Raw genomic sequence first — 15,304 nt, 5'->3', positions numbered from 1 at the left:
TCACATTCTTACTGAATAATGACAGTTTGATAATAAGGCGGCATTTCCCCTGTCTGCCCGCTTAAAGTCGAACTCCCCCGCTTCACTTTATACGAAATGGAATAAGTACCTTTATCCGTTCCTGAATCCCAGTCCTCTTTGAACGTGACAATATATGTTTCGCTTCTTGTTTCTTTTACAAGGGTTTCCCTTTTCACCCGATATCCGTTGACGCTGCCTGCCCAGGTGCCGATTTCATCAGGGAAATGCTCGATGGAAGTCCCCCTGCCGGATGTGGCGAACTCAACCGCATCTTCTTTCGTGAAAGGCGGCATAGGCGGTGAAAGCGCCTGCCCCAGACCCCACGCAAGGAGATACATACAGGCCGGGGCAATCACGAACATCTTGATGCTCCGGTTTCTCTTCATTTTCGCAGCGATCCATTTGTCCACCACGCCATACATCACAGCCGCGACCATACCGCTGACAGCCATCAGGATTTCATTGAACAGCAGCCCGTTTGCTAAACCGAACATCCCGAGGATCAGCACGTACAGCCAGTCCCGGTCTTCAAACCATTTCCTCTGAAGATACTCAACGGCTATTGACACGATATTTCCGTATAGGAGGATGATCGCTCCGATATACATAAAATAAACCACCGACCAGCCGATCAGCTGGCTGCCTGAATTGGACCCGGGATCGTTCCCGTCGAACGTTGCGAACAGGCTTAAGATCAATGAACAAATGAGGGTGGACACCAGAGTGGCCAGGATTTTTCGTAGAATCATGCGGACCCCTCCTCACTGCACTAGTATCTCATTTACCTTTCCCGGTTCTTGAATGTCTTTTATCAGCAGCACTTAGAATAAATAAGACAGCAATAAACCAAATAACCGCTTGCACGATCATGCCCATCCATTTACCAAATGGTATGACAAATAAGACGATTGGACTGACTAGGATCAATGATAACCCTATTGTAAATGCCAGCTTTTCAGGTAATTCACTAATCTTAACTACCATCTTCACCATTCCTTTTAAATGGAATTACCTTGTTTTCACGTTACATTAAGCGAGAAACGATATGCTGATTTACATCACTGCCTCACTTAAAATATAAACATAATACCAAATACCTGTTGCGATGAAAAAGACCAGCAATAAGATCACGCCCATCACTTTTTTATACTGCCTCACCCAGAACCCAAAGGTAAATACCACAAAAAAAATCCCCATGTTCATCACGAAATGAAGAACACTGCTTTCTGGATCCGACGACCATATAAATGGAGAAAACAGCGGTTTTGTGAGCATTTTCAGTGTAAGGGCCGTACTCTTCACTACTATCTTCACGCCATATGTACTTATCTTAAGAAGCAGATTTCCCATCAGGAAAAGGCTAGAAAGAATGATTATCCATAAAATCAGGTCCGTAGTCAGGAAGACTGATTTTTTAATTGGGCTCTTTTCTGACTTTATCTTTTTTCTTAGAAACATTGGTTTCAGCCCCTTTGAAATAAGGCATATACACTCTCATCTGGATCACTCAATTATATTCCCAAACCTTTCACTTCCTGCAGGAAAAAATAAGCACAATCGGAATCCTCTGTCTCCTCCCAAACTCTTCGTCACTGCTGAAATGCACGCGCTTTGGGGTACCTTCACGCAGATCTTCCACTTTAAAACCGCAAGTGGGAAGCGTGCGAAAATACTGCTCAATCGTCCGGTGATATTTCACCACCACCTGATCGATCCAGGGTTCCTTTCTTTCCCCTTCTAGAAAATAGTCGTCCACGATCCAGTCCCCGCGCCTGTCCCCGGTTTTCTTGCTTGCAAACGAGGAAGTGGTGAGCGGATTCTGCACACTGAATATAAACTTTCCATTCTCATTTAGCGCTTTATGTACGTGTTGACACAAAGATTGGAAATCAGATACATAGTGGATGGCAAAACGGGAAGTGACGATATCAAAGGCTGCCGCTGGATATTGATATGATTCCATACTCTCGCGGATGATCGTCCCATTTTTATCAGCCACATTCCGCTGGGCGGCTGCCGCCATTTGTTTCGAACCCTCTAACCCGGTATATGAGGCTGCACCCCGGTCCAATAATTCCTTACCAAACGAAGCGTCCCCGCAGCCTAAGTCCAGGATGTCTTTGTGATGAACGTCTCCAAGAAGCTCCTTGATGATCGGACCCTCGATTGCGTTATTGGGGCTGTCCTTCCGATCCCTGCGTTTCATATAAGTTGAAAAGAAATCCTCCTGATCATATGCACTTGCTCCTCTATACTCCATTTAGTTCAACCCTTTTCGCACATTCTATTTTTAATTAGTTTAACACAAGATTTGTAAAATAATAGAAATATATATTCCTTTATATTCCTCAGCTCTTCTCCAAAGAGATATTTATTTTTTAATATAACAAGGTTGGTGAAACAACCCAAAATGCAACTTTTAGAGTTACTTGATAGATAAGCATTGTAACTCGTTTGTAACTCCCCCCTTATACAATTTGGTTACCAAGTGGAAGGGGTTGATTTCATTTTATGACAGGTAAACGGATGTGGATGATGACGGTTGCTTTGATGTTGATTTTTGCAGGAACACTGTTTCCAGTTTCCTCCTCGGCTGCAGGTCAGTTCCTGGACGGTTCTTATGGCGGCAAGCCATATAAGCTCTATGTTCCAAACGGGTACGATTCAAGCATCAGCTACCCTTTGTATGTCATGCTCCATGGCTGCACACAGGATGCGGGTCAATTTGCCACCGGTACGAAGATGAATGCACTTGCTGATGAAAAAGGGTTCCTTGTTCTCTATCCGGAGCAAACGAGCAGCGCGAATTCAAATAAATGCTGGAACTGGTTTGAACCTGCCCATCAGTCACGCGGAAGCGGGGAACCGGCTGTAATTGCCGGTATGGTGAACACCATTAAGAATTCCTATTCAATCCAGGGTGATCACGTTTACGCAGCTGGACTGTCAGCAGGGGCTGCCATGAGTGTGATCATGGGGGCCACTTATCCTGACATCTTTTCCGGGATTGGCGTCGGGGCCGGCCTTGAGTATAAGGCAGCGACCAATATGACAGGTGCATTTACAGCAATGTCCAGCGGCGGACCGAACCCGGCACAGCAAGGAAATCTGGCTTATCAGGCAATGGGAAGCCGTGCTAAGGTAATGCCCGTCATGGTCTTTCATGGAACCTCCGATTACACGGTCTATCCGGTTAACGGGGATCAGGTCATTTCTCAGTGGGCCGTCACCAATGATTTAGCTCATAACGGGACGGCTGACGGCTGGATTGATGACCAGCCTGAACGGACCGAGAACTCCACTGTTTCTGGAGGCAGAAGTTACAGCGTCAGTGCTTTCGAAGGCGGGGACGGACAGGTGTGGATGAGGAAAGTGAAGGTACAGGGCATGGGCCATGCCTGGTCTGGCGGCAGTTCACAGGGCAGCTATACCGATCCGCAAGGTCCTGATGCGAGCCGGATGATGTTTGATTTCTTTGATTCTTTCAATGATAACGGCGGTGAAAACGACACCACCGCACCGGTCACCGCTGCCTCTCCAAAAGGAGGCACCTACAACGAACCGGTAGAAGTATCCCTGCAGGCAAATGAAGAGGCATCCACCTACTACACAACAGACGGCTCGGACCCGACCACTCACTCCGCTTTATACACAGGTCCGATCCAAATCAACGGGGATACCACCCTCCGTTTCTTCAGCAGGGACACTTCAGGAAACACGGAATCCATCAAACAAGAAATCTATGTGATCGATGAATCGGTCCCGCCAGGTGAAGGCATCACCACCCCTTCCATCTCCTTGGAAGATGGATTCGCCGGCCAGTTCACGGCGGATGGCAAAGGTACCGGGGACATCAAAGTTGGGGATAAAGGAATGTATAACACAGACACGTTCAGAGGAATTCTTTCTTTCGATACAAGCAGCCTGGCGCAAACCACTGTTGAGTCGGCCACCGTCCGTCTTTACATTAAGTCACTCACGGGCACGGTATCATCAATTTCTGCAGATATAAAAAATGGAACCTTCGGGACCGCGGGGATTGAACAAAGCGATTACTCAGCGCTTGCCAGCTTGAGTAACGTTACAGGCATCCAGTCTCCTCCTGCCTCCGGTTATATCGATCTCGAGCTGCCTGCCAGCGCATTGGCGCAAATCAATAAAAATGGAAAAACGCAATTCAGATTGAAAGCCGTGACCACGCCAGGCTTTTCCACGAACCAAATCGAGTTTTATGGAGGAGGAAGTGGTGAACTGTCGCCTGTTCTTATTGTTAATGGAGCAATCCAATAAAGTAAAAAGAGAAAGCAATACTAGATTCTAGATGTAAATGTTGCCTGACCCCCGGTACACCAAAGCTTCACCGTGCCGGGGATCAGGACAAAAGAATGCCCGGTCCCCGGATAAACTATGAAGGGGGTCAGGCATCAAACTATTTATCCGAAAACCAGTATTAGAAATAGAATTGTCCCCGCACTATCCTCTTTCCCATTACCTTAGAGTCGATCCACAAATAAATCTCCACAATCAGCAGGACAAGAATAATCCAAGGAAGGCTGCTCAGGACAAGGCGTTGAAATGGAAGGTCTATATTTGCATACATAGGATCCGCAGCCATCGTATTCGTAAAAGCGAAAAACATACCGAACGTAAAGTTTCTTGACCATTGACTGATTTGATAGGTAAAGACCCCTTTTCTCCAACCAAGTCCCTTCACCCTCACCACTGCTCTCAGGATTTCAATTGTTTCTATTATGATTAAAAGAATAAATACTGCAAGCCAGTAAAGCGTTAACCCGGAAGGCGAGATCCAGTGTGATAACACCAGGGCTAAACCGGAAATGGATAATGCGCCATGCAAGATGCAATTGGTATTCGCCCAATCCTCGGAAAGCGACCAGTCTTTGGAAAAGAAATATCTTTTAGCTATTAAAGCGACACCGCAGAGGTAAAAGCAAAGACCAAGCGAGATACCAATGATAAAAATGATGTTCGACAACGAAGGGACCAGTTTAATCCACAGAATCACTATGGACTGGGTTGAAACAGTTGATAGTAACACAACTCCGTGAATCGTATATTTAGCCGGTGTGCTGACCAGTTCCTTGAAATTACGAATATAAAAACCTAGAAAAATGACAAAAATAATCGAGTTCAGAATTGCCATCCCAAAAATCAATGTATCGGTTCCAGGTATAAATTTATGAATCACATTACATACGATGGAAAAACCGGCAACCCAGGATCCCATGACAAAAGAGTTTACGGGATTATGAATGAAAGGCGTGATGAATCCCGGCTGAAACACCTGAAATAATATAGCCAGAAATATGATAAGTGATAAGAGCAAGTACGGGATGACCAGAACATTGGCGATTTCCTCTAGCCAAGGGATGACATCAACTGTCGAATATAAAAAAATCCCCAATGCCATGACAATGGCACCTGCAGCAGGATTGATGACTTTTAAACTTCTGATTTGTTCCATGATGACCACTCGTTTCTCTAAAACTACAAATTACATATACAATTAAAATCATACAAGAAACGAAGGAAAAGTGCCATCGGTTGGGACATATGCATCTGGCGTCGCTTTTATCCCCCCCTGGTTAACGTATTAACAAACCAGAGGGACAGGTACCACGGTCCAAAAAAATGAACCAACGCACCTGTCCCAATGGTCTCGCGAAAAGCATAGGGTGCTTCAGAAGTAAGAGAATCCGCCATTCTCCAGCAATTAATTAAAGATTTTTCGACAAGTTGCAGGAATATCGAGAAAAGTGGATTGAAATCAAAATGTTGCACGTAAATCTAGAAAGTGGTTTGTATTTTTAAAATGTTGCTTGAAAAAGGTTCAAAGTGGAATGAATTGCTTGATTGGCAGCAATAAGAACCGGTTCAGCGGTCCTCAAATCCCCTCTTTGACTGGCTCTATTACGATTTATGCTGACTTTTCAGGATTTATGCTGAAATATTTTGATTTATGCTGAAAAAAATGAGTTTATGCTGACTTTTAGAGATTTATGCTGAATTATTTCACTTTATGCTGAGTTTTACAAAAATAACCAATCCAGACCAGCGGTGGTGCCAATTTTACTTAATTTCCCTAAGCGTCCAGTAAGGATTTTGCCTGTGTAAAATATAAAGGTAGAACGGGGCTCGTCCCCGCTCTACCAAAAATTCAGGAAAAACACCATCGGTTTGGCCATATGCTTATGGATCTCTTCTTATTCCCTCTCCGCCTTGTTACAAGTATTTATTAACGTAGGAGTAGAGAAAATCCCTACCATAAGAAAAACCCGCCATAGAAATTGGCGAGTTTCTTCATTTTGAATATGAATATTTCTTGTATTAAAAAAGCACCGGAATCCAAATGACAATCCCATGACTTCCTTATTTATTCCGTCCCCTTCTTCCACTCATCCTCTTCAATCAACATTTTTCCAGGCCATGTATATGCCATGATACCGCCGTCCGCCTTGATGTCTTCACCGGTCACATACGCGCTGTCATCCGAGGCCAGGAACAGGGCGACGGCTGCCATGTCGCGCGGGCTGCCGAGGCGGCCCATCGGGGTGATCCATCTGTTGGCATCCCTGAATTTCTGGCCCATTTCGTCCTGTTTGCTGCCTACGAGTTTATCAATGAGCGGGGTTTCAATCGTACCCGGAGACAAGGAGTTCACCCGGATGCCGTGGCGTGCATAATCGATGGCCATCGCCTTCGTAAAGTTGATGATGCCGCCTTTTGCCGCATTATAACCCGAGCGGTCAAGGTCGGCTGCATGGCCGGACATCGAGGCGTTATTGATGATGGAACCCCCGTTATCGAGCATCAATGGGATAAGATATTTACTGACGAGGAAAGTCCCCCTCAGATCGACCGCGATGATTTTATCAAAGAGCTCCACAGGGTATTCATGGACCTTCCCTCCCTGTTCATCCACACCTGCATTATTGAACAGAACATCGATTTTACCGTACGTGTCCTTCAAATACCCGGCAAAATTCTTCACGCTCTCTTCGCTGGATACATCGAGGTGATACGCTTCTGCCGTTCCGCCCTCAGACTTGATATGTTCAGCCGTCTTCCTCACCTGCACTTCATCCACATCTGCGCAGATGACGACAGCCCCTTCTTCTGCAAAAACATTGGCAGTGGCTTCCCCGATTCCGGTTGCCGCCCCTGTGATCACGGTAATTTTCTGATTCAGTCTTCCCATTTTTGAAAAGCCTCCTATATGGTTAGTCATATAGAGGGTTTATCCTGGTTTGTGAAAGACTAAACATAACAGCATTTATGAAGGTTTAGAAAACGGTTCCTGCCTCCCTCCATACTAAATCTCCACCATGCAGGGGGGCAGGAACAATAAATTAATAGAAGTATATAAAGTGGCAATCCTATTTTATTTAGAGGGGATACTTGTCTACATGTACCGGGATTTACATGTAGACCGCATACAGTTTATTGTAGAAATTCATGAAGTTTACGGGGAATAATTGTACAAAATGAATTACCTATTTTCCTTACCAAAATGGATATTCATTTCTTCCAGCAGTTGATAGAAAGATACGTCACTCATGGAGTTCAATCTTTGTTTCACATTTGGAAACTTCAAATGCCGGGTCGTATGATTGGGGACAATGATACATGTTAAACCAGCCTCAACAGCAGCCAATGCTCCATTTGCAGAATCTTCAAAGGCAATGCACTCTGACGGCGTAACACCTAAGTCTTCTGCAGCCAACTGATATAAAGCAGGATCCGGCTTTACGAATTCCACATCGTCTGCCGTTCGTATGGTTTCAAAATAATCAATCAGATCAAGGTTCGTTAAATGTTCCGAAACCCACTTTCTGTTAGAGCTTGATGCCAGTCCAATCCTTAGTCCTTCGGCTTTCGCGTCCTTCAAGTATTCAAGAACCCCCGGCCGTGCCTCGAGTACGCGTACCCGTTCTGAAAATTTCTTGTGGTTTTGGGCTTTTAAAAGCTCACGGTCTACTTTCACCGAGGCAAGCTCCCTTTCTAATAGATCAAAGATGGTGAAGTTGCTCTTTGTTCCGATATGTTCAATCCAATCTCCAAAAGGAAATTCGATACCATGGTCATTAAACATTTCCTCAAAAATTTCCACATGAAGGGTTTCCGTATCTAAGATCAATCCATCAAAATCAAAAATAACTGCTTTATACATTCCCTTCACCCTCTTTCATTCATTTTGGTCTATAATATGCTCCAAACTCAATTTCACCCGTTCCGCAATTAAATAGTATTTCGAGTAATGGACGGGGGCATCATTTTCACCAAAGATCACTTTATCAACCGACACGAGCAACTGTAAGCTATTCACCTTTAAGTGTCTTTGCAGTTCTTCATCAGGATGAACAAACTCCAAGTTCTTATTTACTCTTTTAAACTTTATTCCATAATCATCATGGATGATGGCGAAGGTTGAACTTTCAGGAGTAATTTTTTCTTCGATGCCAGGATAAAGGTCTGTCGGTAAATACGCAAAGTCCAGACTTAACTCCTGGTCATTGCGATAAACTTTTCTAACCAGTTCAATATATTCATCGTATTGATTTTCGAAGATCCTGTCTAATTCCTCATTACTTTCCACTCTCTGGATAGAAATGATATCTTTCGTGATGATATCATTATCGGTGGTCAGTCCTTCTGAAAAACCTTGCAAATCCAACAAATGAATTTCTTTTCTTGGAGCACTTACAAATGTTCCTTTACCTCTGACAATTTTCAGCGTGCCTTCCTCCACTAATTCCTTGATGGCACGTCTGATGGATATCCGGCTGGCATTAAACAAATCTCCCAGCTCTTTTTCAGTAGGGATCCGATCCCCTTCTTTTAATCCATGGTTATCAATATATTGTTTAAGGCCAGTCATGATTTCTTCATATAAATAAAGCTGATCTCGATTTAGATTATCTTTTTCCATTGTCAACGCCTCAATATCTCAATTTTACAATAATTATACATGAACCTCTGTTGAAATAAAATGAATTACATCTTTGCAGGGTAGCCGAATCCGCCGTACACCTGACATGTCTTTTCTGCTGAGAAGGTCCCTTTTTCAATTGCCTTTTCGATGTCGTTGTTTTTCACATATTCAGTTAGAAAGCCGGCAATCAAACTGTCTCCTGCACCCATCGTATCGACCACTTCTATGCTTCGTAATGTTTGTTTGTAAATGGTCTGGTTATGAACAAATACAGCAGGCTCTCCTCCACGTGTCAACCCTATAATATCAAAGTTAAACGGGGCCAGGCTTTCAACAAATTCATTCAGTTCTGCTTGGGATAGTTCTGCAGCCGAGAAGAAAGCATAGGACACATATGGAGCAATGGATGCGATGTATTCCAGATCTTTCCGATTTGAAAAATCATACGAAACCTTAATTTCTTTCGCAATCTTAGCCAGCTCACTTTCCATGGAGGAATAGCAGCTCACATGACATAGGTCGAATTGTTTAAGGTAGTCCACTTCTTCCTGAATAAGTTGGATTTTAAAGCGATGTTGGACAGTGTCTTTAGGACCGCCAATAAATACTCTGTCGTTCTCTTCTGTAAGCGCCACTTTCGGCTGGCCGGTAATGCCGATAGCATCCCGTGAGAACCGGAAGTCTACTCCCTCTTCTTGCAGGGCCGCCTTTATATGGTCAGCAGGTCCATCCGTAGCAAAGATACCAATGTAAGCAACCGTGCTTGCGCCATTGCGTTTGGCATTTACAGCCACATTCACACAATTCCCCCCAGGAAAATATTCGTTACGATCCAAATAGCAGTCTACAACATTGTCACCAATCGTAATTAGGTTCATAGGTTTCTATCCTTTCACCGAGCCTTCAGATAAGCCTCGTACTAAATATTTTTGTAGAACAATCAATAGAATCACCATCGGTACTGATGCAATCACCATTCCAGATAATAAGACACCCCAATCGGTTCTCAAAGCATCTCTGAAGACCATCAATCCGGATGGGATCGTTTTCAATTCACTGGAATTGATAAATACCGTCGCAAACAGAAATTCATTCCATGCATAAAATGCGTTGATAATAACGGAAGTAATGACGATCGGGATGGACATAGGCAAGTAGATTCTCCAATAGATCCCAAACTCACTGCATCCATCGATTAAAGCAGATTCTGATAGCTCTTTTGGTACTGTGATAAAGAAAGCGCGGATGAGGATAATCGTAAGAGGAAGTCTATAAGCCACATACGTTAAGATTAACGCCCATCTCGTATCGATTAAGTTAAAGAATGTTAGAATTTCAAACAAAGGAATGAGAGCAACCTCTGGATTCATCATTAAACCGCCAATGATGAATAGAAGAGCCGCATCAATCCAGCGATTACGGTGCCGGGCCAGGACAAAGGCAGCCATCGTCCCTGACATCACCGTAAGGAGGATTGAAAAGCCAGTAACGTAAGCACTATTCAAGAAATAGTTTTGAATCCCTTTTTCCCAGGCCAATGCATAATTTTCAAAATGCCATTCACTCGGAAGTGCCCAAACGTTTGAATAAATTTCCTGATAACTTTTAAAAGAAGAGATAAACATCCAAAAAAGCGGGTATAGAATCATCAAGGCGAAAATCAATAATCCAAGAAAAACGATATTTCTCGATATACGCGTTTTGAGCGGCATGTAGTTTCTTTGAGGAGCAGGTAAAAGTGTTTTTTCGGTTGTAAGATTTTCCAGTTTCACCTTCTTCAATCCTCCTTTCCAGTTTTAGACACTTTGATTTGGACTAATGCAAAGATTGCTGACAATAAAAACATCAGTGTTGCGATTGAAGAAGCATAACCCATATTGTCCTTGAAAAATCCATTTTGATACATATGGACGGCTAGTGTCATCGAACCGTTGCCAGGTCCGCCATTGGTTAAAATATAGGGTTCATTAAAGACCAGGATGGAACCAGTGACTGTAATCAACAGATTGACAAACATGGTTTCCTTTACTTGGGGTAGTGTAATATGAAAGAACTGACGGATCTTCCCGGCACCATCTATGTGGGAGGCTTCATACAATTCAGCAGGGATTTTTTGAATAGCGACAATGAACAGCATCGTGATTAAGCCGATACTCTGCCATTGTGACATGGCAATGACACTGTAGATCGCAGTCGTCGAATTACCAAGCCAGGGTTTTGCAAGATCACCGAGTCCGATTAACTCCAGAAAGCTGTTTAACAAACCGATTTGCGGGTTGTATACAAAGCCAAATAACAGAGCGATGACCGAAATGGAGATCATGACAGGGATAAAATAAATGACCCTCAGTGCTGGAGCGACTCTCCGAAACAACTTATCTTCTAGAATACTAGCCAGTATCAAGGCAAAGAATATCTGAAAGATCACCGATATCGCTCCATATTTCAGGTTATTTAAGAATGCTATCCCGATCACTTCATCCCGAAATAATTCTTTTATATTGCTTAAACCTACAAACTCTTTTGAATCTGAAAACACATTGAAATCAAAGAAGCTGTTATAAAAGTTTTGAATGAGTGGTATGTAAATGAAAATACCTAAAAATAGGACGGTTGGCAGAAGGAACAAAATTGGCGTTAAAGACATTTTTTTAAAATTCAAGCGTGTCACCCACTTTCATGTTAATGAGAAAGCCCCGACACCCGAATGTCAGGGCCCTCCCTTTTACTCACTCATTTTCGCTGCTTCTTTTTGAACCTCTTTCATAATATCTTCTGGTGTTTTTTGTTTCGTTGCCAGTTCCTGACCGCCACGCATGAAGATATCTGCAATCGTAATATCAACCGCATTATCAAACCATGGTGCTGTATTGGATGCATCTAACACAATTTGATACGCTTCATAGCTGGTAGGACTCGTGTTTTCTTCAGTGACGCCATTTTTCACGGCATTTAATTGGCCGTCTGCTTTCGTGAATTCCTGAGCTGTTTCCTCGGAAGTCAAGAATTTCAGGAATTCAACCGCTTCTTCAGGAGCATCCTTGCTAAGCATCCAGCCTTCAGGAGCACCGGTCAGGGAATCCGCCCGTCCTTCTCCATCCGTTACTTCAGGGAAGTTGAAGAAACCAATTTCTACATCCCCAATCTCTTGAACCAACCCTACTTCAGCAAACTGCATATAAAGAACAGGCACTTCTCCAGCGGCAAACATATTTCGTGCTGCTTCGTGATCAATGGCGGTAGAGACTTCTCCCATATAACCCGTCAGCTCTTGGAACATCTCCAACCCTTTAATATATCCTTCATCTGTAAAAGGGGAAGTACTCTCCAGCTTATAGTCTGCCTCGCGGACTTCAGGATCCACAACGCGGTCAAAGATCGTACCCATATAGTGAGAAATTGCCCAGGCATTTGTTAACCCTTCGACAAGAGGAGTTTCATAGCCAGCTGACTTTAATTGATCCAATGCTTTAAGCATCTCATCGTAAGTCTTTGGAACCTCAATATTATGTTTTTCAAAGATCTGTTTGTTATAGAAGAAGGCTTTTCCATCTACTGTGAAAGGAATTCCATATGTTTTATCATCAAAGGTAAACCCTTGATACTGGGATTCAAGAATATTTCCGCTCCATTCTTGGTCTTCACTAATGATGTCATCCAGCTCTTTTATCCGGCCGGAGCTGACCAGATTTTCAGCAAAGGAGTCTGACCATGAAGAGAAAATATCAGGCAGGCCATCGTTTGATACTAAAACTCTTACCTTTTCTTTATAAGAGTCATTCAAAACAGAATCGACATTTATGGTGACACCAGGATGCGATTCTTCAAACTCTTTGATTTTCTCATCATAGAATGATTTTCTGGGCTCATTTGGCCAACGGTGAAAGAAATCAATAACGACTTCCCCTTCTTTAGATGCGGAACTTGAGTCAGATGAGTTACACCCTGCCAGAAGACTGGCAGCGGTAAAGCCTGCTAGAAGAAAGCTCAACATTTTTTTCACTAATATCCCCTCATCCATACCGTTATTTTTTTAATAGATTTTACACCAAGTGAATGACAATTAATACTCCATTTTCCACATGTATCTTCTAACAGACAGCGGGTGACCTGTGTGCTCTGCCAAACCATCTGCATACAGGCGCATGACAGGACCTGCCAAGGCTGGACCAAAATACTCTTTCAAATCATCATCCACACCGCTGTAATCGAATTTGCTGACGTCTACCACTTCTACTTTCTCACTGTATTTTGTGACGAAATCCAGCGCACGCTGATCCAAAGGCTTACTAGGACCCTCACCGACAATCAGCAGGAATGGAACATCATAATCCGTGATTTCAAACGGACCGTGGAAGTATTCACCTGAATGAATCGCATTTGAATTGATCCATAACATTTCCATCAACAGGCAGCTGGTGAACGAGTATGCATGATGGATATACGCGCCGCTTGCCATCGTATAAATGGTTTTCTCTCTCTTATTCCGCTTACCGAATTCAAAAGCCGCATCTTTATGCTTCTCCTGATTCGTTTCGATTAATCCTTCAAGATTGCTTAACTGATCAATTCCTCTATCATACTTTTCGTCACCTGTAAGGGTTTTTAACAATTTGAAAATAAATGTGTAATAAATACCGATTTCACCATCAATGGCATCTGATCCATCTTTGTAATTATAGTGAAGGACATATTCTGCTTCTTTGCAAAGCGGGGATTCTGTATCCATCGAGATGGCAACAGTCAAGGCACCTATATTTCTAGCATATGTAGCTGCTTTAACTGTTTCCGGTGTTGTTCCAGAGTGAGAACGCAAGATAACCAGACTGTTTTCATTTAACCCTTTAGGTTCGGAATGGACAAATTCGTTAGAAGTATAAACGAAGCTTGGTTTTCCAGTATCTTTCGTAACGAAGTAGTCGCCAAACGATAAGGACGCCATGGATCCGCCGCAGGCTACGAAAAATACATTTTGAATATTTTTCTTCTCAATTGCGTTAATGGCATTTTGAATTTGATTTACATGCTCTTGTTTCATTCCCTCCTTTCCATTGTTTTTGATTGCTGATTGAGATAATGAATGTGTCATGAAAAGCACCTCCGAGATTTTATGATGTTATGTGACATCATATTGATAATTATAATACGTCATATGACGTTATATGTAAACAGTTTATTTAAAATTTTCATACTATTTTCAATATACAAATTACGACATGTTTTTCAGTTATGTTTTATGTAATACAAAAAGAGCCGGCTTAGCAGTATGACGGATAACTGATAAACCAACTCTTTTTTTAAAGCTTTTTAAACGGGAGAATGTGACCGGCAACCCCCCTCTAAAAATGGGCCACATCACCTGTCCCCTCTTCCCGCTGCCCTATGTTAATATATGGAATATAATAATATTCAATTTATTCGTAGTGTGTAAGGATATAAACTCAAAAAAACTACTGAATGACTAACAATTTCAATATATAAAATATAGGAAGTGCTGAAGATGTTACATGAATTAAAGTCGGATTGTAAAAATTGCTTTGGGTTATGCTGCGTGGCGTTACCTTATGGAAAATCTGCTGATTTCCCTTTGAACAAAGATGGTGGAGAGCCTTGCAGAAATTTATGTTCAGACAACTTGTGTGCTATACACGGCCAATTGAGGGAAAAAGGCTTCCGTGGTTGTGTATCTTATGAGTGTTTCGGTGCTGGCCAGCATGTTTCCCAGTCTATTTATAACGGAAGGGATTGGCGTGAAGATGCTGAACAAGCAGAAGAAATGCTTGCTGTTTATCCTATTGTCCAGCAGCTGCATGAAATGCTCTGGTATCTCCAGCAAGCCTTAAATCTAAAAGAAACTCAATCGATTCAATCCAGCCTTCAAATAAGTTACGAAGAAACGATGGAGCTAACCATAAAAAATCCAAAGGAAATGATAGAAATAGATGTTCCTGCACATAGAAGCAAAGTCAATGCACTATTAATAGAGACTAGCAAACTATATAGAAGCGACCTGAATCATAAAGTTAAGAGGATTAGAATCAAGAAAGATAGAGACTTATTGGGAGCGAATCTAAAAGGATTAAACCTTCAAGGTGAAGATTTTCGCGGAAAATTAATGATTGGTGCAAACTTAAGAAATAGTGATGTAAAGAAGGCTGACTTTATCGGTGCCGACCTTAGAGATGCCGATTTACGCGGTGCTGACCTAACAGATACGCTCTTCCTGACACAATCACAAGTCAATTCAGCAATCGGCGATATTCATACTAAACTTCCGGATTACTTGGATAAGCCACGGCATTGGTTGGGGTAGAACATATCATTAGGAAC

The 15,304-nt window shown here is 42.7% G+C and carries 15 protein-coding genes; 2 read left to right on the top strand and 13 right to left on the bottom strand.

The genetic code is table 11. The features are described from left to right. Nucleotides 1-8: 8 nt before the first annotated feature. The 4 genes from HWX64_RS03590 to HWX64_RS03575 all read right to left on the bottom strand — a co-directional run bounded on the left by HWX64_RS03590 (nt 9) and on the right by HWX64_RS03575 (nt 2,281). Nucleotides 9-770, bottom strand: a complete 762-nt coding sequence (locus HWX64_RS03590) for a hypothetical protein (RefSeq protein ID WP_175987326.1) — start codon at nt 768-770, stop codon at nt 9-11. A gap of 28 nt (nt 771-798) precedes the next feature. Then, the gene (locus HWX64_RS03585; protein WP_175987325.1) at nt 799-1,005 is read right to left on the bottom strand and encodes a hypothetical protein; all 207 of its coding nucleotides are present in this window, start codon (nt 1,003-1,005) and stop codon (nt 799-801) included. Nucleotides 1,006-1,074: 69 nt separating this feature from the next. Further along, nucleotides 1,075-1,479 (bottom strand): hypothetical protein, encoded by a 405-nt coding sequence (locus HWX64_RS03580; protein ID WP_175987323.1) that lies wholly within the window; start codon nt 1,477-1,479, stop codon nt 1,075-1,077. Between the two features lie 70 nt (nt 1,480-1,549). Next, on the bottom strand, nt 1,550-2,281 hold the full coding sequence (locus HWX64_RS03575; RefSeq protein WP_175987321.1) for a bifunctional 2-polyprenyl-6-hydroxyphenol methylase/3-demethylubiquinol 3-O-methyltransferase UbiG: 732 nt from the start codon (nt 2,279-2,281) through the stop codon (nt 1,550-1,552). A 251-nt stretch (nt 2,282-2,532) separates the two neighbouring features. Here HWX64_RS03575 and HWX64_RS03570 point away from each other — a divergent pair, with 251 nt between their 5' ends. Continuing rightward, complete coding sequence (locus HWX64_RS03570; RefSeq protein ID WP_254871033.1) at nt 2,533-4,311, top strand: PHB depolymerase family esterase; 1,779 nt, start codon at nt 2,533-2,535, stop codon at nt 4,309-4,311. A gap of 160 nt (nt 4,312-4,471) precedes the next feature. Here HWX64_RS03570 and HWX64_RS03565 read toward each other — a convergent pair whose 3' ends face one another. The 9 genes from HWX64_RS03565 to HWX64_RS03525 all read right to left on the bottom strand — a co-directional run bounded on the left by HWX64_RS03565 (nt 4,472) and on the right by HWX64_RS03525 (nt 14,063). Further along, nucleotides 4,472-5,506 (bottom strand): hypothetical protein, encoded by a 1,035-nt coding sequence (locus tag HWX64_RS03565; protein ID WP_175987319.1) that lies wholly within the window; start codon nt 5,504-5,506, stop codon nt 4,472-4,474. A 909-nt stretch (nt 5,507-6,415) separates the two neighbouring features. Then, nucleotides 6,416-7,240: an SDR family oxidoreductase gene (locus HWX64_RS03560; RefSeq protein WP_175987317.1), complete on the bottom strand. Its 825-nt coding sequence runs from the start codon at nt 7,238-7,240 to the stop codon at nt 6,416-6,418. A 291-nt stretch (nt 7,241-7,531) separates the two neighbouring features. Further along, on the bottom strand, nt 7,532-8,212 hold the full coding sequence (locus HWX64_RS03555; protein ID WP_175987314.1) for an HAD family phosphatase: 681 nt from the start codon (nt 8,210-8,212) through the stop codon (nt 7,532-7,534). 15 nt (nt 8,213-8,227) lie between these two features. Beyond that, a complete protein-coding gene (locus HWX64_RS03550) occupies nt 8,228-8,971 on the bottom strand; it encodes a GntR family transcriptional regulator (RefSeq protein ID WP_175987313.1) in 744 nt (247 codons plus the stop codon). Nucleotides 8,972-9,036: 65 nt separating this feature from the next. Further along, nucleotides 9,037-9,852, bottom strand: coding sequence for a PfkB family carbohydrate kinase (locus HWX64_RS03545; protein ID WP_175987311.1), 816 nt, complete (start codon nt 9,850-9,852; stop codon nt 9,037-9,039). 6 nt (nt 9,853-9,858) lie between these two features. Continuing rightward, nucleotides 9,859-10,746, bottom strand: coding sequence for a carbohydrate ABC transporter permease (locus HWX64_RS03540; RefSeq protein WP_254871032.1), 888 nt, complete (start codon nt 10,744-10,746; stop codon nt 9,859-9,861). 5 nt (nt 10,747-10,751) lie between these two features. Then, nucleotides 10,752-11,621 (bottom strand): carbohydrate ABC transporter permease, encoded by an 870-nt coding sequence (locus tag HWX64_RS03535; protein WP_175989625.1) that lies wholly within the window; start codon nt 11,619-11,621, stop codon nt 10,752-10,754. A gap of 78 nt (nt 11,622-11,699) precedes the next feature. Then, on the bottom strand, nt 11,700-12,968 hold the full coding sequence (locus HWX64_RS03530) for an ABC transporter substrate-binding protein (protein ID WP_254871110.1): 1,269 nt from the start codon (nt 12,966-12,968) through the stop codon (nt 11,700-11,702). 69 nt (nt 12,969-13,037) lie between these two features. Then, on the bottom strand, nt 13,038-14,063 hold the full coding sequence (locus HWX64_RS03525; RefSeq protein ID WP_254871031.1) for an SIS domain-containing protein: 1,026 nt from the start codon (nt 14,061-14,063) through the stop codon (nt 13,038-13,040). A 411-nt stretch (nt 14,064-14,474) separates the two neighbouring features. Here HWX64_RS03525 and HWX64_RS03520 point away from each other — a divergent pair, with 411 nt between their 5' ends. After that, nucleotides 14,475-15,287, top strand: a complete 813-nt coding sequence (locus tag HWX64_RS03520) for a pentapeptide repeat-containing protein (RefSeq protein WP_175987307.1) — start codon at nt 14,475-14,477, stop codon at nt 15,285-15,287. Nucleotides 15,288-15,304 lie beyond the last annotated feature (17 nt).

Source organism: Bacillus sp. Marseille-Q1617 (assembly GCF_903645295.1).
Taxonomy (GTDB): domain Bacteria; phylum Bacillota; class Bacilli; order Bacillales; family Bacillaceae_B; genus Rossellomorea.
This window is presented reverse-complemented; position numbering and strand designations above follow the sequence as displayed.